The organism is Salinicola endophyticus (assembly GCF_040536835.1).
GTDB classification, from domain to species: Bacteria; Pseudomonadota; Gammaproteobacteria; order Pseudomonadales; family Halomonadaceae; genus Salinicola; species Salinicola endophyticus_A.
This window is the reverse complement of sequence record NZ_CP159578.1, coordinates 3,815,843-3,839,885: the sequence shown is the minus strand read 5'-3', so window position 1 is coordinate 3,839,885 and position 24,043 is coordinate 3,815,843. Positions and strand designations below refer to the sequence as shown.

20 protein-coding genes are annotated in these 24,043 nt (G+C 62.4%); 8 read left to right on the top strand and 12 right to left on the bottom strand.

Annotated features, from left to right (window positions below):
* Nucleotides 1–56 precede the first annotated feature (56 nt).
* Nucleotides 57–1,052, bottom strand: a complete 996-nt coding sequence (locus ABV408_RS17370) for a polysaccharide deacetylase family protein (RefSeq protein WP_353980143.1) — start codon at nt 1,050–1,052, stop codon at nt 57–59.
* 441 nt (nt 1,053–1,493) lie between these two features.
* On the opposite strand from ABV408_RS17370, the gene glnA reads away from it, so the two are divergent.
* From glnA to ABV408_RS17345, 5 genes are all read left to right on the top strand, one after another.
* Nucleotides 1,494–2,900, top strand: coding sequence for a glutamate--ammonia ligase (glnA, locus tag ABV408_RS17365; RefSeq protein WP_353980142.1), 1,407 nt, complete (start codon nt 1,494–1,496; stop codon nt 2,898–2,900).
* Nucleotides 2,901–3,118: 218 nt separating this feature from the next.
* Nucleotides 3,119–3,679, top strand: coding sequence for a DUF4124 domain-containing protein (locus ABV408_RS17360; protein WP_353980141.1), 561 nt, complete (start codon nt 3,119–3,121; stop codon nt 3,677–3,679).
* Between the two features lie 235 nt (nt 3,680–3,914).
* Nucleotides 3,915–4,958, top strand: a complete 1,044-nt coding sequence (gene glnL / locus ABV408_RS17355) for a nitrogen regulation protein NR(II) (RefSeq protein ID WP_353982252.1) — start codon at nt 3,915–3,917, stop codon at nt 4,956–4,958.
* A gap of 112 nt (nt 4,959–5,070) precedes the next feature.
* Nucleotides 5,071–6,480: a nitrogen regulation protein NR(I) gene (gene ntrC, locus ABV408_RS17350; protein ID WP_353980140.1), complete on the top strand. Its 1,410-nt coding sequence runs from the start codon at nt 5,071–5,073 to the stop codon at nt 6,478–6,480.
* 90 nt (nt 6,481–6,570) lie between these two features.
* Entirely contained in the window at nt 6,571–8,319 is a 1,749-nt protein-coding gene (locus ABV408_RS17345) for an alpha-amylase family glycosyl hydrolase (protein WP_353980139.1), read from the top strand.
* A 37-nt stretch (nt 8,320–8,356) separates the two neighbouring features.
* Here ABV408_RS17345 and ABV408_RS17340 read toward each other — a convergent pair whose 3' ends face one another.
* Entirely contained in the window at nt 8,357–9,466 is a 1,110-nt protein-coding gene (locus tag ABV408_RS17340) for a cobalamin-independent methionine synthase II family protein (protein WP_353980138.1), read from the bottom strand.
* A gap of 297 nt (nt 9,467–9,763) precedes the next feature.
* Between ABV408_RS17340 and ABV408_RS17335 the strand changes: the two genes are divergently transcribed.
* The gene (locus tag ABV408_RS17335) at nt 9,764–10,627 is read left to right on the top strand and encodes an oxaloacetate decarboxylase (protein ID WP_035474786.1); all 864 of its coding nucleotides are present in this window, start codon (nt 9,764–9,766) and stop codon (nt 10,625–10,627) included.
* 144 nt (nt 10,628–10,771) lie between these two features.
* The gene (locus ABV408_RS17330) at nt 10,772–12,106 is read left to right on the top strand and encodes a deoxyguanosinetriphosphate triphosphohydrolase (RefSeq protein WP_353980137.1); all 1,335 of its coding nucleotides are present in this window, start codon (nt 10,772–10,774) and stop codon (nt 12,104–12,106) included.
* Nucleotides 12,107–12,294: 188 nt separating this feature from the next.
* Here ABV408_RS17330 and ABV408_RS17325 read toward each other — a convergent pair whose 3' ends face one another.
* The 10 genes from ABV408_RS17325 to ABV408_RS17280 all read right to left on the bottom strand — a co-directional run bounded on the left by ABV408_RS17325 (nt 12,295) and on the right by ABV408_RS17280 (nt 22,734).
* A complete protein-coding gene (locus ABV408_RS17325) occupies nt 12,295–13,011 on the bottom strand; it encodes an Imm52 family immunity protein (RefSeq protein ID WP_353980136.1) in 717 nt (238 codons plus the stop codon).
* A 29-nt stretch (nt 13,012–13,040) separates the two neighbouring features.
* Nucleotides 13,041–13,706, bottom strand: coding sequence for a Tox-REase-5 domain-containing protein (locus tag ABV408_RS17320; protein ID WP_353980135.1), 666 nt, complete (start codon nt 13,704–13,706; stop codon nt 13,041–13,043).
* A gap of 76 nt (nt 13,707–13,782) precedes the next feature.
* Entirely contained in the window at nt 13,783–14,073 is a 291-nt protein-coding gene (locus ABV408_RS17315) for an Imm52 family immunity protein (RefSeq protein WP_353980134.1), read from the bottom strand.
* A gap of 553 nt (nt 14,074–14,626) precedes the next feature.
* Nucleotides 14,627–15,301 (bottom strand): Tox-REase-5 domain-containing protein, encoded by a 675-nt coding sequence (locus tag ABV408_RS17310; RefSeq protein ID WP_353980133.1) that lies wholly within the window; start codon nt 15,299–15,301, stop codon nt 14,627–14,629.
* On the bottom strand, nt 15,301–15,663 hold the full coding sequence (locus tag ABV408_RS17305) for a hypothetical protein (RefSeq protein ID WP_353980132.1): 363 nt from the start codon (nt 15,661–15,663) through the stop codon (nt 15,301–15,303). Before ABV408_RS17305 ends, ABV408_RS17310 begins: the two co-directional genes overlap by 1 nt.
* On the bottom strand, nt 15,660–16,004 hold the full coding sequence (locus ABV408_RS17300) for a DUF4123 domain-containing protein (protein ID WP_353980131.1): 345 nt from the start codon (nt 16,002–16,004) through the stop codon (nt 15,660–15,662). Before ABV408_RS17300 ends, ABV408_RS17305 begins: the two co-directional genes overlap by 4 nt.
* A gap of 144 nt (nt 16,005–16,148) precedes the next feature.
* Entirely contained in the window at nt 16,149–17,174 is a 1,026-nt protein-coding gene (locus ABV408_RS17295) for a T6SS immunity protein Tli4 family protein (RefSeq protein WP_353980130.1), read from the bottom strand.
* A 107-nt stretch (nt 17,175–17,281) separates the two neighbouring features.
* Nucleotides 17,282–18,859 (bottom strand): hypothetical protein, encoded by a 1,578-nt coding sequence (locus ABV408_RS17290; RefSeq protein ID WP_353980129.1) that lies wholly within the window; start codon nt 18,857–18,859, stop codon nt 17,282–17,284.
* Nucleotides 18,856–21,612 (bottom strand): type VI secretion system tip protein TssI/VgrG, encoded by a 2,757-nt coding sequence (locus ABV408_RS17285; RefSeq protein WP_353980128.1) that lies wholly within the window; start codon nt 21,610–21,612, stop codon nt 18,856–18,858. The genes ABV408_RS17290 and ABV408_RS17285 overlap by 4 nt, the downstream gene beginning before the upstream one ends.
* 195 nt (nt 21,613–21,807) lie before the next feature.
* Nucleotides 21,808–22,734, bottom strand: coding sequence for a LysR family transcriptional regulator (locus tag ABV408_RS17280; protein ID WP_353980127.1), 927 nt, complete (start codon nt 22,732–22,734; stop codon nt 21,808–21,810).
* Between the two features lie 210 nt (nt 22,735–22,944).
* Between ABV408_RS17280 and ABV408_RS17275 the strand changes: the two genes are divergently transcribed.
* Complete coding sequence (locus ABV408_RS17275; RefSeq protein ID WP_353980126.1) at nt 22,945–24,033, top strand: 4-oxalomesaconate tautomerase; 1,089 nt, start codon at nt 22,945–22,947, stop codon at nt 24,031–24,033.
* Nucleotides 24,034–24,043 lie beyond the last annotated feature (10 nt).

The following is a 24,043-nucleotide window of genomic DNA, read 5'->3' as shown; positions in this document are numbered from 1 at the left end:
AGCGCCCGGGTTCATCACAGCGCCCGGGGCCAGACAGCTTCAGGATAAGAAAGCCCCTAGTGCGGCAGATGCCCCAACAGCCAATCAAACAGCCTGCCCGCGCTGCTGGCCAGCGGTTGGCCGATGACGAATCGTGGCAGCCGCCGGGTGTCGCTGCCCGGCTCCAGCCAGCCCGGGGTGCGCGTCAGCCAGCGGGCGTCGGCGTCGAGCCGGGTGAAGCGGTCGAGTGTCTCGATATCGCCGGGATCGGTGCAGGCGCGGATGCTCAACGGCTCGCGACACAGCCGTGACAGCCGTTGCTGTCCGGTCTGCAGGGCGCGCCGGGCATCGGTGCTGGCGGCGAGTGCGGCAACGTCGGTCAGTTGTCCGAAGCGCAAGAGCCCGGCCTGGTCGAGCCGACGTACGCTGAAGGCATCGAGTGCCGGCTCCAGCTGGTGCCTGCCGGCCAGCTCCTCCTGCCACAGCGTCTGCGCGATCTCCTTGAGACGCGGCGCTTTAGCCTTCTGCTGCGTCTGCAGATAATCCTCGATCGCCTGGCTCTTGCGCTCGTCCTGCCCGCCGCGGGGTGCGCCCGGCAGGTCGAGTTCGGACAGCCGGGTCGCGACGCGGCCGCGGGCACTCTCGTCGTGCCACAGGGCTTCGGCGATCAGCGTGCGATCGGGCATCCACGGCTGGCGGACCATCGGGTCGGGAAGAAAGACACTGGCCGGGAAGGCCAGCTTTTCGAGCAGCGGATGGAGACGCGTGGCGACGTCACGCCAGCCGCCATCGATGGTCAGTGCGATGCGCGGCAACTGATCGTGATGCAGCTGCAGGGCACTCTCGAGACTGACGATCTGGGCACTCTCGGTGAGGGTGGCGATGAGGTGTGCCAGGCTCTCCGGCCCGAGGCAGGTGTCGCGGCGATGCGGCAGACGGGCTTCGTCTTCGCTGTCGAGTACGCGGTTGAGCGCCAGAATCGCGCTGCGTCCCCATAGCGGCTCACTCAGATTGCGCCGCCAATGGCCGCGCAAGCGTTGTACCACGTCCTGTGGGCGATCCAGCCTGGGCATGTGTAGCCTTCCGTGATCAGGGAGCGACGGTGGCGGCGAAGGCGCCCTCCGCCCCAGTATCTCCGTCCTGCTCGCCGTGGAAAAGGGGCGTGGCGCAAACTTGCATGGTCAAGTCGCGCCCTGATTTGGTGCATATTGATCTTTTGGTTGGCCTTTTTGGTGCACTCGTCCGCGCGTGACGCACCAGAATGAAACCCTGGCGCTTTTCCGACGATTTTAGTGCATCGGCGTGATGCTGAAAAAAGATGGCATTACAGGGAGTTATTGTTTTACCACCAGCGTCTGCCTCATTTTGGCACATTACTTGCTCTTGTTTCGTAACACGCTTTATCGATCCGCGGGCAGTGGTTGCACGCATGGGCAAGCGCCCGGGTCACATGCTAAAAAGCGGTGTTGGACATTCGCCAACGAATCGAGCCATGGCTCACAGTGGAGGACAACATGTCTGAGAAAACCCTCGCCCTTATCGAAGAACACGACGTCAAGTGGATCGATCTGCGCTTTACCGATACCAAGGGCAAGGAGCAGCACGTCACCATTCCGGCCAGCGCCGTCGACGCCGAATTCTTCGAAGAAGGTCAGATGTTCGACGGTTCTTCCATCGAAGGCTGGAAGGGCATCAACGAATCGGACATGATCCTGCGTCCGGAAGACGGCACCGGCTTCCTCGACCCGTTCACCGAAGACGCCACGCTGATCCTGCGCTGCGATATCATCGAGCCGGCCACCATGCAGGGCTACGAGCGTGATCCGCGCTCCATCGCCAAGCGCGCCGAAGCCTATCTGAACAGCACCGGTCTGGGCGACACCGCCTTCTTCGGCCCGGAGCCTGAGTTCTTCATCTTCGACGAGGTCCACTTCAAGTCCGACATCGAAGGCTCGATGTACAAGATCACCTCGGAAGAGGGCGCCTGGTCCACCGATCGTCAGATCGAAGGCGGCAACCTGGCGCACCGTCCGCGCGTCAAGGGCGGCTACTTCCCGGTGCCGCCGGTCGACAGCTTCCACGACATCCGCAGCGCCATGTGCAACACGCTGCAGGCGATCGGCCAGTCGGTCGAAGTGCATCACCACGAGGTCGCCAACGCCGGCCAGAACGAGATCGGCGTCAAGTTCAACACCCTGGTGAAGAAGGCCGACGAAGTTCAGGAGCTGAAGTACGTGGTCCACAATGTGGCGCACGCCTACGGCAAGACCGCCACCTTCATGCCCAAGCCGCTGGTCGGTGACAACGGCTCCGGGATGCACGTCCACCAGTCGTTCTGGAAAGATGGTCAGAACCAGTTCGCGGGTGACGAGTACGCCGGCCTGTCCGAGATGGCGCTCTACTACATCGGCGGCATCATCAAGCACGCGCGTGCCCTGAACGCCTTCACCAACGCCTCGACCAACTCCTACAAGCGCCTGGTGCCGGGCTTCGAAGCGCCGGTCATGCTCGCCTACAGCGCGCGTAACCGTTCCGCCTCGATCCGTATTCCGTACACCTCCAACCCGAAGGCCAAGCGGGTCGAGACGCGCTTCCCCGATCCGACCGCCAACCCGTACCTGGCGTTCTCGGCGATGCTGATGGCCGGTATCGACGGCATCAAGAACAAGATCCATCCTGGCGATGCCATGGACAAGAACCTCTACGACCTGCCGCCGGAAGAGGGCAAGAAGGTTCCGACCGTCGCCAGCAGCCTGGATCAGGCCCTGGAAGCGCTGGACAAGGATCGCGCCTTCCTGACCGAAGGTGGCGTCTTCACCGACTCCATGATCGATGCCTACATCGAGCTGAAGGGTGAAGATGTCGAGCGTCTGCGCATGACCACGCATCCGGTCGAGTTCGAGCTCTACTACAGCCTTTGAACGACGGCCTTTGAACGACAGCCTGTAATCGGCGGCGTTCGCGCTCGACGACAAGCCCCACTTCGGTGGGGCTTTTTCGTCTGCGGCCGATAGAGAGCGGAAACGGAGCGCCGAAACGGCAGGTGGGGGAGACTCGGATGCGCAGCGATACCCAGTGTGAGGCCCGGTGCGGGTGGCGCCGGCGTGAGCGGTTCGGAAGGCGCGCACTGGCGCGCGTCATGGCGGGTGTGACGGTCGCGGTGATGGCCACCGGCGCGGCGTTGGCGGCGCCGGTCTACCGGCATATCGATGCCCAGGGCAACGTGGTCTACAGCGACCGCCCGGCCAGCGGCGAGCGGGTCGAGCTGGCCCCGATCAGCGTGGTCGACCCGCAGGAGGCGGAGGGTTCGGCGGGTGTGGTGTCATCGGTGTCACCGCGCGAGATGCCGGCACCCGAGGCGGCAGCGGCCTACACGCGCTTCGAGATCGCCAGCCCCGCCGATGGCACGACCCTGCCCACCGGGCGTGCCGGCGACGTCCAGGTGCGCCTGGTGATCCAACCGCCGCTGGCGTCCTCCGACCGGGTGCAACTGCGGGTGGATGGCGAGGTACGCCAGTCGCCGATGCGCACCCAGGTGTTCGCGGTGAGCGGCCTGGCGCGCGGTGAGCACCAGCTGCTGGCGGAGATCGTCGATGCCCAGGGAGCGGTGCAACTGGCCACGCCGCCGGTCACGCTCTATGTCCAGCGCGCCAGCGTGAATCTGCCCGCCAACCCGAACCGCGCCAACGGCTCGAAGTAATCCGCTCGCTCGGCTCGGGTAGCGAACGGGAAAGACGCCCGGTGGCGTGTGTCGCCCTGGACCTGCTCGCCTTGGCCTCCCTGCTTGAGCCGACTCACCTTGAATCTCTTGCGCCATTTTGGTGCATTGGCGATAGGATGGCGTGGCCTCCAGGCCGCCAACGCCCGTCGGTTTGGAGGTGGCGCGGTTCTTGCACTGAATCAGGACATGGCGGATCACCACGATGGAACGACGTATGTATCAACGCTTGCTGGAACATCTGACGACGGCTGTCGTGCTGCTCGACGAGCGGCTCCAGGTGCGCTGGCTCAACCCCGCCGCCGAGGCGCTGCTGGCAGCCAGCCGGCCGCGGGTGGTGGGGCAGTGGCTGGAGTGCCTGGAGGGCGAGTCGGGGCGGGTGCGCGAGGTGTTGAGCAAGGCGATGTGCGAGTTCCACCCCTACACCCAGCGCGAGGCGTCGCTGTCGCTGCCCGGCGGCGAGACGATCACCGTCGACTTCACCGCGACGCCGATCACCAGCCGCGAGCTGCTGCTGGAGATCGAGCCGCGCGACCGGCTGCTGCGTATCTCTCGCGAGGAGGCGCTGATCGCGCGTCAGGAGACGGTCAAGGTGCTGACCCGCGGCCTGGCCCACGAGGTCAAGAATCCGCTGGGCGGCATTCGCGGCGCGGCCCAGCTGCTGGAGCGCGACCTGCCCGACCCGCAGCTGGCGGAGTTCACCCGTATCATCGTCGAGGAGGCCGACCGCCTGCGCGATCTGGTCGACCGCATGCTCGGCCCCAACACCCTGGTGCGCCACGAGCCGCTCAACGTGCACAAGGTGCTGGAGCGGGTGCGCGCGCTGCTGGAGGCGGAGCACCCCAGGCTCGCCTTCGAGCGCGACTACGACCCCAGCGTGCCGGATCTGATCGGCGACGAGGCGCAGTTGATCCAGGCCACGCTCAACGTCGCGCGCAATGCAGTACAGGCGATGACCGAGCATGCCACTCCCGAGCCGCGGCTGCTCCTGCGTACCCGGGTGCGGCGCCAGTTCACCCTGGGCGCGGAGCGTCATCGCCTGGTGTGCGAGATGGCGATTCTCGACAACGGCCCGGGGATTCCCGAGCCGATCCGCGAGACGCTGTTCTTCCCCATGGTCTCCGGGCGCGCCGAAGGCAGCGGCCTGGGGCTCTCCATCGCGCAGTCGATCCTGCATCAGCACCAGGGGTTGATCGAGTGCGAGTCGCGCCCCGGGGCCACCGAGTTCCGTCTGCTGATTCCGTTCGAGGCGCCGGTTTGAGCGTCTCTCGCTATCCCCGCGGGCGCGCAAGGACGCGCTCTGCCGCTAGCGCCGCGAGCGCGGTTCACGCCGTCGCTGCGAGCGCTATTCATCTTTGTGCAGGAGGAGTGTCATGACCGATGTCGCCCGTATCGTGATCGTCGACGACGATCGTGCCATCCGCTGGGTCCTGGAGCGGGCGCTGGCGCAGCCGGATCTGGAGGTGAAATCCTTCGAGCGCGCCGATGCCGCGCTGGAGGCGATCGAGCGCCAGCCGCCGGAGGTGTTGTTGACCGATATCCGCATGCCGGGGATCGACGGGCTCGACCTGATGGCCAAGGTGCGCGAGATGCACCCGGACCTGCCGGTGATCGTGATGACCGCGCACTCGGATCTCGACAGCGCGGTGGCTTCCTACCAGGGCGGCGCCTTCGAGTATCTGCCCAAGCCGTTCGATGTCGACGACGCTCTCGCGCTGGTGCGCCGCGGGGTCGCCCATGCCCGCGAGCGGCGCTCGCCGGCGGCGATGCCGGAGGGGCTCTCGGCGGAGATCATCGGCGAGGCGCCGGCGATGCAGGAGGTGTTCCGCGCCATCGGCCGGCTGTCGCAGTCGCATATCACGGTGCTGATCAACGGTGAGTCGGGCACCGGCAAGGAGCGGGTCGCCCAGGCGCTGCACCAGCACAGCCCGCGTCGCGGTCAGCCGTTCATCGCCCTCAACATGGCGGCGATTCCCAAGGACCTGATGGAGTCGGAGCTGTTCGGCCACGAGAAGGGCGCCTTCACCGGGGCCACCGCCCAGCGTCGCGGACGCTTCGAACAGGCCGACGGCGGCACCCTGTTCCTCGACGAGATCGGCGATATGCCGGCCGATACCCAGACCCGGCTGCTGCGCGTGCTCGCCGATGGCGAGTTCTATCGGGTCGGCGGGCACACGCCGGTCAAGGTCGACGTGCGGATCATCGCCGCGACCCACCAGAATCTGGAGACCCTGGTTACCGACGGGCGCTTCCGCGAGGATCTGTTCCACCGTCTCAACGTGATCCGCGTGCACCTGCCGCGGCTGGCCGAGCGGCGCGAAGATATCCCGCGGCTGGCCCAGCACTTCCTCGCCGAGGCCGCCAAGGAGCTCGCGACCGAACCCAAGGTGCTGACTCAGGAGGCGACCGCCCATCTCACCCGTCTGCCGTGGCCGGGCAACGTGCGCCAGCTCGAGAACACCTGCCGCTGGCTCACCGTGATGGCATCGGGACGCGAGGTGCTGGTCGACGATCTGCCGCTGGAGCTGCGCGATCTCGACGGCGTGGAAGCGCCCAGCGGTGACTGGCGCGCGGCCTTCCGCGAGTGGGCGGATCGCGCCCTGGCCGCGGGCCACACGCATCTGCTCGAAGAGGCGGTGCCGGACTTCGAGCGTATCTTGATCGAGACCGCGCTCAAGCACACCGGCGGGCGTAAGGGCGAGGCCGCAGAGCTGCTGGGCTGGGGGCGCAACACCCTGACGCGCAAGCTGAAGGTGTTGTTGCCGGCGCTGGCGGATGACTGAATCCGAATTTAACCTCGATCATAAAAGCGGCTAGTCTGACACGACGCCCGGTGTTGTGACCGGGCGTCAATCCATCACCCAGGGGATGCCATGATCGAGAACACCGCCTGGTGGCGTGGCAGCGTCATCTATCAGATCTATCCGCGCAGCTTCATGGATGCCCGCGGTGACGGGATCGGCGATCTGCCGGGGATCACCTCGAAGCTCGACTACGTCGCCGAGCTGGGGGTCGATGCGATCTGGGTCTCGCCGTTCTTTCCCTCACCGATGAAGGACTTCGGCTACGACGTCACCGACTATCGCGGCGTCGATCCGATGTTCGGCTCCTTCCACGACTTCCAGATGCTGCTCGAGCGCGCCCACGAGCTGGGGCTCAAGGTGATCATCGACCTGGTGCTCAGCCACACCTCCGATCAGCACCACTGGTTCGTGCAGAGCCGCAGCTCGCGCGACAACCAGAAGGCCGACTGGTATGTCTGGGCCGACCCCAAGCCCGACGGCACGCCGCCCAACAACTGGCTGTCGTTCTTCACCGGCAGCGCCTGGACCTTCGATAGCCGGCGGCGCCAGTACTATCTGCACAACTTCCTGTCGTGCCAGCCGGATCTCAACTTCCACAATCCGGCGGTGCGCCGGGCGCAGCTCGACAACGCGCGCTTCTGGCTCGACATGGGCGTCGATGGCTTTCGCCTCGACACCTCCAACTTCTACTTCCATAGCCAGGGGCTCGAGAACAACCCGGCGCTGGGCAGCGGCGAACTCAAGACGCCCAGCGTGCCGGCGTCCAACCCCTACGCCATGCAGCGCCACCAGTTCGACATCAGCCAGCCCGAGAACCTGGGCTTTCTGCGCGAGCTGCGTGAGCTGATGGAGGAGTACCCCGGCACCACCACGGTAGGCGAGATCTCCGACGACCGCCCGCTGGAGCGGATGGTCGAGTACACCACCGGCAACGACCGCCTGCACATGGCCTACACCTTCGACCTGTTCGATGCGCGCTTCGAGGCCAAGCAGCTGCGCGATGTGATCGAGCACTTCCAGTATTACGCCGTCGATGCCTGGCCGTGCTGGGCGCTCTCCAACCATGACGTGATGCGCGTGGTCTCGCGCTGGACCGATCACGAGCATCTGGAGCAGCACGGGCCGCTGGTGGCGCGGCTGGCCACGGTGATGCTCTGCTCGCTCTATGGCAGCGTGTGTCTCTATCAGGGCGAGGAGCTGGGGCTACCCGAAGCCGATGTGCCCTACGAGCGGCTGGTCGACCCCTACGGCCTGGCGCTGTGGCCGGAGTACAAGGGACGCGATGGCTGCCGCACGCCAATGCCGTGGAGCGAGGGCGACCGCGGTGGCTTCTCCAGCGTCGAGCCCTGGCTGCCGGTGGATGTGCACCATCGCCGCCTGTGCGTGGATCGTCAGCTCGCCGACGCCGACAGCACCCTGAACGTGACCCGCGCCTTTTTGCACTGGCGCAAGGCGCAGTCGGCGATGGTCGACGGCACCCTGATCCTCTCCGACTTCGACGACGAGCTGCTGGGCTGGCTGCGCGTCTCCCGTGATCAGGCGATCCTCGCGGTGTTCAACCTGACCGCCGAGACCCGTACCACCGGGCTGCCCGAGGGCGCCGGGGAGATCGTCTACCGCCAGGGCTTCAACCCCGAGCTGGTGGAGGGGCAACTGAGGCTGCCTCCGTTCCAGGCGGCGTTCATCGAGATCGCCCGCGACAGCATCGACCCGCGAGCGCTGATCGAGCAGGAGCCGGATCTCGAGCGCAAGGGCTTCCTGAGCCGCCTGCTGGGCTCGCTGATGGGGCAGGAGGAGGGTGGCACGCGGCCGAGCTGAGGCCACGTGCCGCCGGAATTGCTCGGGGCGTGAAGCGTTACGCGCCCCAGTAATCGCGGGCCAGATCCACCACCAGCCGGATCTTGTCCCACTGGGCCTGCTCGGCCAGGTCGTTGCCCTCCTCGGTGGAGGCGAAGCCGCACTGCGGGCTCAGGCAGAGCTGCGACTTGGCGACGAAACGGCTGGCCTCGTCGAGCCGCGCACGCACGCCGGCGGGGTCTTCGAGGTCGCCCACCTTGGTGGTGACCAGACCGAGCACCGCCTGCTGATGGCCTTCGGGAATGAAGCGCAGCGGGTCGAAGCTGCCGGCACGATCGCTGTCGTACTCCAGGAACCAGGCATCGACGCCGACCTGGCCGAACAGGGTCTCGGCCACCGGCTCGTAGCCGCCTTCGCTGATCCAGGTGGAGCGGAAGTTGCCACGGCAGACGTGCAGCGAGACGAACAGATCGTCGGGCTTGTCGGCGAGGGCGTGGTTGAGCATCTCGGCGTAGATCGCCTGCAGCCGGTCGGGGTCGTCGCCCCGGGCGCGGGCGGCTTCACGCTCCTTCTCCGAGCAGAGATAGGCCCACACGGTGTCGTCGAGTTGCAGATAGCGGCAGCCGGCAGCGTAGAAGGCGCGGATCGCCTCGCGATAGGCGTCGGCGGTGTCGGCGAAGAAGGCGTCCAGGCTCGGATAGACATCGCTGTCGATCTTCTTGCGGCCACCGCGGAAGTGCAGCACGCTGGGGCTGGGAATGGTCATCTTGGGCATCGCCGTGGCCACCCCGGCCAGATAGCGAAAGTGCCCGAGCATCGGATGATCGGGGTTGAAGCCGACCTTGCCGTCGACCCGGATCTGCTTGGCCCCGGTCTGTATGCCCTGGAACTGGATACCCTGCTCACCGACGAAGCCGGTAACGCCGTCGAGCTGTTCGAGAAAATCGAAGTGCCACCAGGCACGCCGGAATTCACCGTCGGTGACCACCGCAAGGCCGGCCGCCTCCTGCTGCTCGACCACCCGGCGGATTTCGCGATCCTCCACCGCGGCGAGTGCAGCCGCATCGATCTCGCCCTGCTGATAGCTGGCGCGGGCCGCCTTGAGTGCCGCCGGACGCAGAAAGCTACCGACGATATCGGCTCGGAATGGGGGATGCGCTTGTGACATGGCAGTTTTCTCCGGTAGTAAAGCGACGGCATGCTGAGGGTGCTAATAGTGCGTGATGAGTACGATCGACACCAATGAAGGCGTTTCACGTCGATCATGCAGGGCGTTCACCTTGGTGCTCGAGACCGCTGAGCCTTCCTCGGCGCTGACGTTTGGCGATAAGACTTTAGTGGTAGAATCGTCGGCATTCTGACTCAACCCGTCGCGCCAGCGCGCGCCGGTTCGCGTTCGTTTTTCATCATCTCATTCATCACCGCGCGTGACGCAAGGCGCGGGGCGACATCACAGGAGTCTTCCGTGGCGACACCTTCCCAGCACGATCTGCGCAACGCCTTCCGCCAACTGTTGGCCAACGACGAGTGCTACTACACCGCCTCGGTGTTCGACCCGATGTCGGCGCGTATTGCCGCTGATCTGGGCTTCGAGGTGGGCATTCTCGGCGGTTCGGTGGCCTCGCTGCAGGTGCTGGCGGCGCCCGACTTCGCGCTGATCACGCTGAGCGAGTTCGTGGAGCAGGCGACCCGGATCGGCCGCGTGGCGCGGCTGCCGGTGATCGCCGACGCCGACCACGGCTACGGTAACGCGCTCAACGTCATGCGCACGATCACCGAGCTGGAGCGCGCCGGGGTCGCTGCCCTGACCATCGAAGACACCCTGCTGCCGGCGCAGTACGGCCACAAGTCCACCGACCTGATTCCGGTCGAAGAGGGCGTGGGCAAGATGCGCGCCGCCCTCGAAGCGCGCATCGACCCGGCGATGGCGATCATCGCCCGCACCAACGCCGGGCAGCTCGATGACGACGCCGCGGTCGCGCGGATTCGTGCCTATCAGGCCGCCGGCGTGGACGCCATCTGCCTGGTCGGCGTGCGCGATTTCGACCATCTCGAGACGCTGGCCTCGGTGCTGACCGTACCGCTGATGCTGGTCACCTACGACAATCCGGCGCTGCGTGACCGTGCGCGCTTGGCCAAGCTCGGCGTGCGCATCGTGGTCAACGGCCACGCCGCCTACTTCGCCGCGATCAAGGCGACCTACGACTGCCTGCGCGAGCAGCGCGATATCGCCACCAACGACCTCGACGCCTCGCGTCTCTCGACGCGGTACTCCACCCTGGAGGAGTACCGTATCTGGGCGCGTGAGTACATGGACGTCAAGGAGTAAGCCCCAGCGTCGACGAGGCGCGATGTCGGGGCGAGCGCTTTTCTTCGTCCCGAGCGATCGGCATGCTAGGCGTTAACCAGAACGCCTAGCCCCCTTATTGTGGCTCTCGGCAGTGAGCTGCTGTCCTTTCGAACGGAGATACCGATGACCGCCATGCACTGGGAGCGCCTGCTCGACCCCGTGCGTCTACACGACGCCCGCACCTCGCGCGGCGAGGTGGGGCGTAGTCCTTTCCACAAGGACTTCGACCGCATCGTCTTCTCCGGCTCGTTCCGGCGCCTGGGGCGCAAGACCCAGGTGCACCCGCTCACCGACAACGATCATATCCACACCCGGTTGACCCACTCGCTGGAGGTGGGCTGTGTCGGCCGCAGCCTGGGCATGATCGTCGGCGAACAGCTTCGCGAGCGGCTGCCAGAGTGGGTCAGCCCCGCGGACCTGGGGGTGATCGTGCAGGCGGCCTGCCTGGGGCACGACATCGGCAACCCGCCGTTCGGCCACGCGGGTGAGTACGCCATCCGCGACTGGTTCAAGTGGACCGAGCAGCAGGGCGGTGGCCTGCTCGACGGGCTGGACGAGGCCGAGCGTGCCGATCTACTCACCTACGAAGGCAATGCCCAGGGCTTCCGCATCGTCACCCAGATCGAGTACAACCAGTTCCGCGGCGGCATGCGGCTCTCGGCGGCGACCCTGGGCACGCTGCTCAAGTATCCGTGGACGGTCGAGCACGGCGGCAAGATGGGCAAGTTCGGCTGTTATCAGTCGGAGAAGCACCTGCTCTCCGAGGTGGTCGACCGGCTCGGCATGAAGTCGGCCGGGGAGTCCAAATGGTGCCGCCACCCGCTGGCCTATCTGGTCGAGGCTGCCGACGATATCTGCTACGCGCTGCTCGACCTGGAAGATGGCCTGGAGATGGGCATTCTGCGCTTCGACGAAGTCGCGGAAGTACTACTGCAGATCGCCGGAGAGCCGCCCAAGGGCTATCCGGGCATGCAGGAAGCCGGGGTCTCCCAGCGCCGCCGTATCGCCGCCCTGCGCGGCGCGGCGATGGAGCGCGCGGTCAACGAGGTCGGTGATGTCTTCGTCCAGCACGAGCAGGCGCTGCTCAACGGCACCCTGACCGACGACCTGCTCGAACTGTGCCACCCGGACCTGGCCTGGGGCGTGTCCGCGGCCAAGCAGCTGGCGCGTGAGCGCATCTTCCAGAACGAGCGCAAGGCCAAGCTGGAAATCGGCGCCTACACCACCCTGGGCATCCTGCTCGAAGCCTTTATCGGCGCCGCCCACGAGCTGCACCACACCGGCCAGTCATCCTTCAAGCACCAGCGCGTGCTGGCGCTGATCGGTGAGAACACCCCCAAACCCTCCTGGTCGCTCTACGCCAGCTACCGCCGCATGCTCGACTTCATCGGTGGCATGACCGACCACTACGCGGTCGAGCTCGCTCAGGAGATGGGCGGCCGCCTCAAGGGAGATTGAGATAAGGTCCTGTTGAAAACCTTGGTAGACAGCGGCGTGAATCGCCGCTGTTACCCTTGGCATTTTTCAATGCCACATGGCTGGTTCATCTTCGGCATCGACTAAGTCGATATTCGCGCCGCTGATGCCAAAAAGAGCATGGTTTATCCATTGGCTTTGAATAGGCCGGTTTGCGCGATCTAAACCGATCACATTCCTCGTTCCGGCAGTAATCCTCTATCGGCCAGAAATACCTCGGTCGCCCGGGCCAGTTTGATATGCTCTTCGTTGTCGGGGTCGAAGGGGTCTTTGGTGGTCACGATGAGGGTGCCGATATTCGGCAGATACTCCGCCATCGCAACAAAGGGCATCTCGTTACTCAGATCGACATCCGGCACCAGTGCCATCCAGCCGACCCATTCACGATGCGGAAATACGGCATGAGGACGATAGCGCTGTGGAGCTACATCGGCCCATAGGGGAGGCATAATGCTGGACAAATGCCGGAGGCAATTAGCAAAGACCTTCCAGTAATTAGGCCAGTCGGCTTTTTTTAGTAAGCCAGTATCTATGAAGAATGCACCTGGGCGCTCTCCCCCCCAAGAGAAGCCGTTTTCAATGTAATAATATTTTTTTTCCTCTGGGCTAAAGTTGCCTCGGGATGTGAATGATATTAAGCCTTCTCCACTATATTTGGGGTCGAATTTTTTCTCGGGTTTTATGGCGTCATTAATGACCCTGTTGCGTTCATGAACGTCGATCGATATGCCTTGCTCACCATAGGCATAACGCCACTGGTGCATAACCGGGTCTTCTCCACTGATTTTTTCAAGCATGGCGATCCATTTGTCGTAGACTGCCTCTGCTTGCATCGGTGCTTCAGCAGGTAAACTAATGAACCTTAGTACTGCACCGGAATAACCCATGCTTAATCTCCGTTGATATTGATCGTTACCTAGGCAGGCTCATATAGACAGGGGGTCGGCAGCCTTCTGTTCATGAATCTTTCTGCAGTATAATCTCGTACGACGTTATCAGAAAAGTACCAGGATAACTGCGCAGGCGGTATATTATTTGCTATTGCTCCTTGCTGTCGACTTGCCTGTACGGGGAATTCGTCAAGCGCCTTTGACATGAAATCCAAGCGGTTTCCTTGGCTATTGACAATTTCCCTGGGCTGCCAGCGACCTAGCCAATCCTGCTCCAGAAACTGCCGATAACCATACTTAGCCTCGACCAGTGTACACCTGGCCGACCAGAACCCATCGAAATCGACGCCATTGAATTGCCACTCCTCGATCCGGTTTGGCCCCACGATAGCAAAGGTCGGTCCGCTGCCCATATTGGCGATCTTCAACTGGTATTCGGGCCAACGTCCGTCACCCGTCTCGAAACGCCGGCCTGCAATGAATATGCTCCTCCTTTTTCGGGGCTCGCAGTCGTTGCAGTCCTCGTTGGTGTCGGTATCGCTGACCTCATCCGCGACCGGCCGTGAGCGAGTGTCGCTGCCGCTTTCTGAGGCCGTGTCGTTCAGTACACCGACCGCGGTGAGCGCCTCGCGGGTGATCGCGAGGTTGTAATCCACCGCGGTGGTCAGGACTTCCTTGCCGGCCTCTGCCATGGCGCTGTCTGCCTGGGAGAGATAAGATCTTGGATACTCTTGGATAGGGCAGGCAGATTATTGGGGCTAACAGCGATCAAATGCCTCGTTCTGGTAACAGTCCTCTATCGGCCAGAAATACCTCGGTCGCTCGGGCCAGTTTGATGTGTTCTTCGTTCTCGGGATCGAACGGCTCTTTGGTGGTCACGATCAGGGTGCCGATACCCGGCAGATACTCGGCTAGGGCGACAAAGGGCATCTCGTTGCTTAGATCGACATCCGGCACCAGTGCCATCCAGCCGACCCATTCTCGATGAGAGAAGGCAGCCTTCCTATGATAACCTTTTGTGGAAAAATTAGACCAATTTGCTTTTTTAATACGTGCCATTTTTTCTAAAAAGAGTGGAGTAAGCTGACCAGTAGTCTTCGCTCTTGGTGTCTTTGAGAGAGTTTGCGTTTAGAACAAAAGATCCTCCGAGATCCGAGGATCCATCGAGTAGTCGAGCCTTGGCAAAAAAGGCTTTTCGCTTTCCTTTAAACCTTGAGTGGGAACGGGCATGGACCAAGCGGTGAAGTTGACCAGGCCTTTGCCTTTGTAGCTTTCGTTGTTTTTGTGGGTCTCGTGATAGGCGCTCTTTAATACTTTGCTTTTGTCAGTGACTGGGCAATAGATGGCTTTGTCTTTTTCAGTGATGAGAGGGTATTGCCAGTCGCTTAAGGCTGTGTCTACTTCAGAGATTTTTTCTGTTGCTTTTAAAAAACAGGGAGTACACCTCTTCTATTTCGAGATCCTCTTTGTTTTTTTGGAAAAATCATCCTTAAAGAATATTTCATTTTTTGCTCCTTTTTAAAAGCCTTTGAGATGACAGGATATGATTAGCCCCGTTTCTGAAAACTCATCTTCTGTGAGTTCTTTGACACGAGGGTCCGAAAAAACCAGTTTAGGGTCGCGGGAGGCATGTTTTTCTAATTGCCACTGATTGTGCCGAAGCCTCGCTTATGAAAGAGTCTATGAGCTTGCTCATAAAAGGTATGCTGCGAGGTTGCCATTCGCATTCGATGTTTCTTTCTAACCAACTGCCATATCCATATTTAGCCTCGACTAGCGTGCAGCTGGCTGACCAGAATCCATCGAAATCGACGCTGTTAAACTTCCACTCTTCGATTTTGTTAGGTCCCGCGATGGAGAAAATTGGATTTCCACCCATATTGGCAACCTTCAACTGATACTCTGGCCAGTTTCCATCTCCTGTGTTGAAGTTTCGGCCCGAAGGCACGAACTTGTAGCCCCGTTTTCTGGGTTCACAGTCGTTGCAGTCCTCGTTGGTATCGGTATCGCTGACCTCACCCGCGACCGGCCGTGAGCGAGTGTCGCTGCCGCTTTCTGAGGCCGTGTCGTTCAGTACACCGGCCGCGGTAAGCGCCTCGCGGGTGATCGCGAGGTTGTAATCCACCGCGGTGGTCAGGACTTCCTTGCCGGCCTCTGCCATGGCGCTGCCGGCCTTGGAGAAGGCGCCTGTCTGCGATTCGATTGTGGCGGCCGCCGTGCTGGCACCGACGACACCCAGCAGGACCAGTGCCTCGTATCCTCCGAGAATCACAAGGGGAAATACCATCAATCGTCTCCTTGGTTGGTGGCACTGGCCGGGGGCATCTCGATCAACGCCAGCAGGTCTTGAGCGAGCAGGTCGGGCGACTGCTCGCTCTGCCGAAAATAGCGAGTGACCGCCTCACCGTCGATCAGCGCCGGGGCACTCAGGCCGTAGAGCATGTACTTGTGAATCAGGTCCTTGCGCGTCATGCTAAAGCTTGTGGCGCGGTCGTAAGCCTGGCCAAGGGTCTCAGCATGTTTCTGTGGTGTCTGTTGCTGGTAAAGCGAGGGCAGGCGAGATTGCAGAAACGCCATCGCCTCGTCGATCATCGCTTGCCGTTCGGGCTGGCGCAGCCGTAGCTCCTGGTCCGGTGTCAGTTCGATCATGATGTCGCTCCTTGCGTCTCGCCGGCGGGCCGAAATACCTGGCGCTCGTTCATGACACGGACACTCCAATAGCGAATGGGGCCGAACAGCGTGTACCGCTGGTCTTCGTCCAGCAGTTGCATCAGTTTCGTGAAGACCCGCGGGTCGTAGTAGCGCAGCAGTGCGAGGCCACCATCTGGCAAGCGCATGTCGAGCTGCTTTTGCATATGAGCAAAGAGATCGTTTTTCGCGCTCTCGTCGACCCATAAGCCAACTGAAGGCTGCGAGCTTCGCGTCAACCAGTGCGCGGCAGCTGGTTCGTGCTCGGTGGCGATGACCAGGCTCTCCTGGGACTGGGCCACACCCACACTGCCGGAGCGCGCCGGGACGGTTCCATCGCCAGGCTTATCCGCGTAAATGATGGCGGGATGGCAAGAGGGGCGCAGGTCGGAAAACGGCCCCTTCAAGAATGAAGGGGCCGTTGACCGTCATTTTGACGAGTTAGGTTAAAAGGCACCCGGGCGAGGCTTGAACGTCCGCGTGATGGCGTCCCAAAGCCCCACCGCCTCTGCATCGGTCAGCGAGGCTTTATTAATGCTGGGGTGCTCTTCACCGTGAGCAAACTGACCGTTACGCATAGAAATATCAATATAGGGGGCTCCTGGAGAACCTTTCAGGCTATTGGCCTCAAGATTGAAATAATTACCTTTGACGTTTTCATCGGTCGTGCCTGTGCTGAGCCATTCTTCTGCCTGATCTATACCATCGAGGTCCACTTCACCTTTTCTCAAAACTGAGAAATTTTGATCATTGGCTAATGCTCGTTCAGCCTGATCGGTACGATCCAACAACGTGTCTTCTTCAGCAATGGTGCTATCCGTGTAGAAATGAATATAGACATCTCGATTTTTATTATCTGAAAATCTCATTCCGACCTGTTCCTTGCGTGTCGGCACTGCGGCTCCGGGAATAGTCTCATCCGCGCCGCCGGCCAGAAAACCGTGCTCGAAACATAGGCCGGGGCGTTCGGGGATCTCTCCCGCCTGTCGAGGGGACAGGTGGGTCAACAAGTACTCGACCTGCTTAAGGCGTTCGGGTTTGTTGGACTTTAGTGAAGATCGCATTTGCTCATACTTACCTTCCGATAGATCTGTAGCTGTTAACTCCACTCGGAACATGGTCAATCCCTCGAATTTGTAACCCTCCAATAGCCTTGCCGCGTCTGGCATATGAGGGCTTTCGTTACGATCGATGATGACCATGTCGTCGCTAACATGGATGATCCGCTTGAGAAAGGGCTGATCTCCGGCATCCACAGTATGCATGGCTTCCAGCTCGGCTTTGCGCTTGTCGATTAGGCGCTCGAACATCTGTCGGCTGCTGGACTTGGCACTGATCTTGGCCTCATTGACGGTCAGGCTGCTGAAGCTCGGTTTGAGTTGCGACGGCATATCGACCTGAAAACGGCCAATGCAAACCGGCGCCTGCGTGTCGGTATAGGCCTCGACGGTCTGGCGTTCCTGGTCGTTCATCTCGGGGACTCCCTTTTCCGGTGCACCACAGGCCGTGGCCAGCAGTAATAGCCCGCTCATGAGCGGCGCTCGCAATCGAGTGATCATCCTTAATTCCCTGTATGCCTTTATTCCCATTGTTCGGCGATCTCGAGCAGTGAGGCCAGCGTGAACCAGCGTGCCGCCTCCTGGTTGTAGGCTGGCTCGTGCTCTGTGGCGATGGCCAGGCTCTCCTGAGACTGGGCCACACCCACACTGCCGGAGCGCGCCGGGACAGTTCCATCGCCAGGTTCATCCGCGTCGCTGATGGTGTATTGGTAAAAACGCGGGCGGCCTCGCGAGTCACGCTCGGTGATCATCCGGCGTTCACCATATTGATCCATCATTCTTGCGCCCATCAGGGTATCGGAGCCGTAGCTGACCTCTCGTCCATGCCAGGTGACACTGCCATAGCTGGGATGGGCATCGCTATCCGAATAAAACAGATAGGTATTGGTGTGGAACTGTTCGCTGAGTGCTGAATGGAAAGTCTTGACTGAAAGGTTGACGATTCGCGAATAAGCCTCCCAGGCCTCATTCAATGTGCCTTGCCGATCAGGTGCGCTTAGCCCCAGTTCCGGCATGGCCAGGGTCTCGTCCATCATGCCCCACCAATGGTCGCGCTCGAGATAGATCTCCGTGTAAGGGTCGCTAGCCGTCGGCAGTGTCAAGACTGACTCGTCAGGTCTTTCGATACGCAGCCAGCCGCTACCATACTCTGGCGTTGGGACTAGCTGTAGTGGCCCCGGCGCTTGTGCCAGAACAGCGGTCATTTCGCGTGATGAGGCCCCCAACACTTGGCTGGTGGCCCACGATGAGGGACTGAACGCCTGGCTTTCGGTACCGGACTTCATCCGTCGGTAAAACACCGCTGCACCTATGGTGGGCATGACGCCATGCACGATGCCCAACAAATCGGCGTTTCCTCCGGAAACCTCTGAATAGTATCGCGCGACCAATCCGCCCATGGAGTGGGTTACGAGAATCGCTTGCTTGCACGTCATGCACGCTTGGCGATAGCCCGCGATGATATCTTCTATACGTCGAGCCAGGGTGGCAGCTGAATCCGAATTGGACTGCAACCAGTTATAGCCGCAGGCGTGGACCGGAAAGTTGAAACGTCCCAACGTCTGAACGTTGCCTTTGGCTCGTGCCTGGGCTTTTTTCTCGCTCAGGCCCCGGGTCTCGATATAGTGGCGAGTCAGGTTGCTCTTGAGCGTGCTGAATGCGCTTTTGAATTCGATATTGAGCTGGGTTTCCAGCCACACCAGAAAGTCGCCGTAGGACATATTCGCCACTTCGCCCCAGCCGCGCGCTCTAAGTAGCTCATCCGTCGGAATCTTGTCTCCGCTCCGATGATCGATATAGCGACGTGCAATGTCCTGTGGGACGTGGCCTTCAGGGTCGACAGACGTTTGCGCGGGATTAAGTATACGTTTTCTAGCTTGGGCGCCTTTAATTAACCAAGGAGCTGCACTCAATTGACTGTCGAGACGCCATGTGTCGTCTGACTGAGTGTTCACCAAATTACTTCCCATCACTCCTGGTACGAAGACAATAGGGATCACGCCCTCATGCACGGCTACCTCGGTGACATGATTTTCTGCACTAGGGCGCATGCAACTGACGGCCATGTCGAAGATGTCGTAGATGTTGTACTGACTCATTCCGCCTGTCTCCGAAATAGAATGGTCATGCCCTCGACGAATTCGCTTTTCTGAACTTGGGTGTCGCCCTGGGCATTTGTCTTGCCGGTATGGATGATATTGCCATTTCGACGCAGCTCGAAGGGTATATTAGGGAGAGGCGTTCCATCGGGACGCGTGGCTCTGTACGTTTCCTGATAGGCGGTTTTTGGAAAATCATTAAAGGTGTGCGACATACTCGTCGGCCCACCGAAGTTGTGCTGTGCCCCTTTGATATCCGCAGCACCCGGGCAGTGAACCTCGATATTGCCGCCTTCGATACGGATATAACCGCCTCCGCTCTGCAATAAAATGCCCTTCTCGGCGTTGATTTGGATACGCCCTTCGGTGGAGGTCACCTGGACGCCTTTCTCCGCGGTGAAGGCCATCTCGCCATCTTGCGCCTGCACTTCGACCTTGCCGCGGGCGGCGAACAGCTTCATGCCGGCGCGGTAGACGAACAGCGAGAGCTTCTCGGAGATCGAGGCGACCAGACTCTTGCCGGTGGCCACGTTGACGTCTTCGCCGCTGGAGACGCTCAGCGAGCGGCCCTGGGCCAGGTGAGTCGATTCCGGCGTGCTCAGGGTGATGCCGGCGGGTGAGGCCATATGCAGCCAGGGCGCTTTCATGCGTGCCGCTTCGCCACGGCCGCCGCTGTCGGTGGCGCCACGGGCGTTGTCCTGCTTGGCATCCGCGAGCTGTTCGCTGTTGCCGTAGGTGTCGTCGGCGTCTTCGCCCGCCTGCTTGAGGTGCTCGCGGGCGTCGAGGGCGTCGGCGTTGTGGTCCGCCGCGCTCTGGCTGAGGCTGTCGCTGAGCTGGTAGGCGCTGTCGAGCTGCTGCTTGGCCGGCGTCAAATCGAGCTGGTCACCGCTGGCGCCGAGCTGGCCCCAGCTGGTGAGGTAGAGCCCCTGATTGGCGCGGATGGCGCCATAGGCATCGGTGCGCAGCTCGAACCCGGTGCCGCGGAAGGCGCCACGGGTGTTGCCGGTCTGGTGGATCAGGTAGCCGAGGTTGAGCTGGCTCTTCTCCGCTTCGGAGTTGAGACGGACGCGTTCCTGGTCGGTGGCGTCGTCGAACACCAGCTCGTTGTACTTGCTGCCGCGGTAGGTCTTGCTCTTGAACCCGGAGAGCAGGCCGTGGCTGTGCCAGTCCGGGGTCTGTTCGCCGTTGTAGACCCGGCCGGTGATCAGCGGGCGGTCGGCATCGCCTTCGAGGAAGTCGACCAGCACTTCCTGGCCGATACGCGGCACGAACACGCTGCCCCAGCCGGCGCCGGCGTTGGGCTGGGAGACCCGCAACCAGACGCTTGAGTTCTCATCGTTTTGCCCCTGGCGGTCCCAGTGGAACTGCACCCGCACGCGGTTGAGGTGGTCGGTGTGGATCTCTTCATTAGCCGGGCCGACCACGGTGGCGGTCTGCGGCCCGCCAATCACCGGGCGGCGGTGAGTCAGCGGGTGGCGGTAGGGTTGGCTGAGGCGCTGGGCTTCGAGGTCGACCAGAAAGTGACCGGTGCCGCCGCTGGCATAGTCGGAGAGACGCTCACCAGTAGGATCTGCGGTATCAGCTTCCAGCCCGTGCGCCTGCTTGGCGGCGTCGAGCTGGGGCTGCAGGCTGCCCGGCAGCGCCTGGAGCTGGGCCGAGACCGGCAGCGCGTTCTCGGCGTGGACGGTAACACCCAGCAGCAGGAACTGGCGCTCGGGCTCACCGCCGGTGTCGTGCAGCGGGTGCTGGGTGAGTTCGAACCAGCGCCCGGCCTGGAGCTGACGCGCACCGCCGCTGCCGCGGAAGCGCTTGGCGCGGGACTCATGGGCTTCCAGGCGGTTCTCGGTCAGCCGTTCGCCGCGCTCATGGCCGTGGTAGTAGTACTCGCCGGCGTAGTCGTAGAGCTCGGTCCGCGGCAGGTTGCCCTGGTCGCTGAGGGTGTCGAGCCCGGTGCGCTTGGTCAGCGAGGGCTGCTTGTAGTCGAAGGTGCCGACGCTGACCCGGGTGGGCTGCTGGATACGCACGCCGCCCCACTGGGTGAGGGCGTCCTCACGCTCGGTGGCCGCCTGGCGGTGGAAGCGGATCGCCTGGGGGCTGACCGGTTGGGTGGTATCGACATCGTCGGTGATCACCAGCCGATGCCCGTCGAAGCCCGACCCGGATGGGTCGGAGGAGGCGTTATCCGCGTCCTGTTCCTGCCCCGAATATTCGAAGTAGTACCATAATCCTTCCTCCTCAAAGAGACGGCTGACGAAGTTCAGATCGCTCTCGCGATACTGCACGCAGTAGCTTCTGGCCGGGTAGTCGCGGCGCAGGTCGAAGCGGTAGCGCCCCTGGGCCAGCTCGTAGTCGTCGAACACGGCGGTGAGCACATCGACGACGCTACGATCCTGGAAGATGCGGCTGTCGCGGCCCAGGCCGAGCATGGCGAGCCACGGTACCAGGGTGAGCTGGTAGTAGGTGACACCGCCATCTTCGCCCAGCAGCGCGGCCTCGGAGACCAGCCCGTGCAACGGGCGGTAGCTGCCGTCGGCCTGCAGGATCGAGAGCCGCGCCGGCTGCGCCATCAGCGTCTTGAGCTCGATATCGCCCTGCTGGGAGATGCAGTCGAGGGTGTAGGTAAAGGGGGCGCTGACGCGCTCTTCGCCCACCAGCCGATGGGGCACGAGGGCGGTGCCGGCGATATCGAGGGTCAGCAGCCGCTGCGACTGCGACAGATCGATATCGAAGGTGTCGAGGAGATCGTTGAGCATGCGGTTTTCCTGATCGCGGTGGCGGAGCCGGTCGACGAGGGTCAGAGACAATGTTCAGAGGATCAGGATAACGCATCACTGGCGAAATGTTTGTAGGAGATATGCTACGGCTGGCGTGAGATATCGGCCAGAAGGGCGCACTTTCGTCCAAAGAGTGACATGCCACTCTCATGTGAAGATTAGGTCACTTAAAGGCTAGAGATATATCGGCCCGCCGTTCTCGCCCCCTTCGCCGCGATCCCAGTGCCGCAGCAGCGTCTCGACGAAGCGCTCAGCGGCCGGCGACAGCGCGCTGTCGCGGCGGCGCACCATGCCTAGCGTGCGCTTGACCAGCGGTTCGACCAGCGGGCGCTGCACCAGCAGCGGGTGCTCGTCGTCCGGCATCGACAGCCGCGGCACCGCGGCCACGCCCAGGCCTGCTTCCACCATCCCCAGCGAGGTAGAGAGATGCTGCACCTCGTAGAACCAGGTCGGGCGCTGGGTCAGCGACGACAGCTCGTGGTCCAGCAGCATGCGGTTGCCGCTCATCCGGCCCACGCCGATCAGCTTGTGCTCGCTCAGTTCGCTCCAGGTCACCTGTGACTGCGTGGCGAGCGGGTGATCGTGGCGGCACACCAGGACGAAGGGCTCGACCACCAGCGGCGTGAAACGAATGTCCGGGTGATGTCCGCTGAGCATGTTGATGCCGAACTCGGCCTCGCCGCTGAGTACGGCGCCGAGGCCGTCGTTGGCGCTGAGGTCGAGCAGGCGTATGCGGATATTGGGGTAACGGGCGTTGTACTCGCGGATCACCGCGGGCAGGAAGTAGAACGCCGCGGTAGGAATGCAGGCGAGAGTGATCTGGCCGATGCGGTTCTCCGCCAGGGCGCGAATGTTGAACAGAGCGTGGTCGAACTCGTCGAGCAGACGCTTGGCCTGGGGAAAGAAGTCGCGGCCCACGGTGGTCAGGCTCACCTTGCGCGTGGTGCGCGCCAGCAGTGGGGTACCGAGCACCGCTTCGAGCTTCTGGATGCGTCGGCTCAGCGCCGGCTGCGACAGGTTGAGCGCCTCGGCGGCGGCCTGGAAGCTCTCCAGCTCGGCAACCTTGAGGAAGGCCTGGATCTGCTGAATCTCATAGTTCATTAGTCGAATGTCTCGCCGCCGCCAGGATCGTGCTCACTCTTCGGTCCCGATGCTTTTCTGTTTTTTATCAAATGCTTATTTACTTTATTGCAATTGATGCGCGATATGCATTAATAGCCACGATAATGGCATTGGAATGGCGATTTCAAGCATGCGAGCTTCCCCGTCACTTGTCGGCCATGAGGGCCGTCACGGGAAAGGAAACACGTCATGCGAGCCATACCCTGCGTTCTGATGCGCGGCGGCACCTCCAAGGGGCCGGTCTTTCTGGGACGCGATCTGCCCAGCGATCCTGCGGAACGCGATGAGCTGTTGCTGACCCTGATGGGGTCGGGTAACGAACTCGAAGTCGACGGCATCGGCGGCGGCTATCCGCAGACCAGCAAGGTCGCCATCGTCACGCCTTCCGCCGAGCCCGGGGTCGACGTCGACTATCTCTTCGTGCAGGTGATGGTCGAGCAGCGCCGGGTCGATACCTCCCCCAATTGCGGCAACATGCTCAGCGCCGTGGGGCCCTTCGCCATCGAGCAGGGGCTGGTCGCCGCAACGGGGGACGTCACCCGGCTGACCATCCGTAATCTCAACACCAACAGCCTGATCGATGCCGAGGTCTGCACGCCGGGCGGGCAGGTGACCTACGTCGGCGATACGCGTATCGATGGCGTGCCCGGGAGTGCCGCGCCGGTGCTGCTGGAGTTCCGCAACGTGGTGGGAGCCAAGACCGGCAAGCTCTACCCCACGGGCAAGCCGGTGGAGACGATCGATGGGGTCGAGGTGAGCTGCATCGATGCTGCCATGCCGATGGTGCTGATACGCGCCGCCGATCTCGGCAAGCGCGGTGATGAAACGCCCCAGGCGCTGGATGGCGACAGCGAACTGCTGGCGCGGCTGGAGTCGATTCGCCTCCAGGCCGGGGCAGCCATGGGCCTGGGCGACGTGCGCGAGCGGGTGATTCCCAAGCCGGTGCTGATCAGCGCCCCCGCCGGCGGCGGCACGCTGTGCGTGCGTTACTTCATGCCGCAGCGTTGTCATCGGGCGCTGGCAATCACCGGCGCGGTGGGGCTGGCGCTGGCGTGTGCCGATGGCCGCAGTCTGCTCCAGGGCCTCGCCGGCGCGCCGAGCGCGGAGGGCTTGCTCGAGTTCGAGCACCCCAGTGGCCGGCTCGGAGTGATCGCACGTTGGCCCGCCGAGCAGGCGTGGCCGAGCTGTTCGCTGATCCGCACCGCGCGGCGGCTCTTCAGTGGCAGCGTCTACGTGCCCGAGAGGCTGACGCCTGCCCCCGATACGGCGATCGGCTGAGCATGGCGCG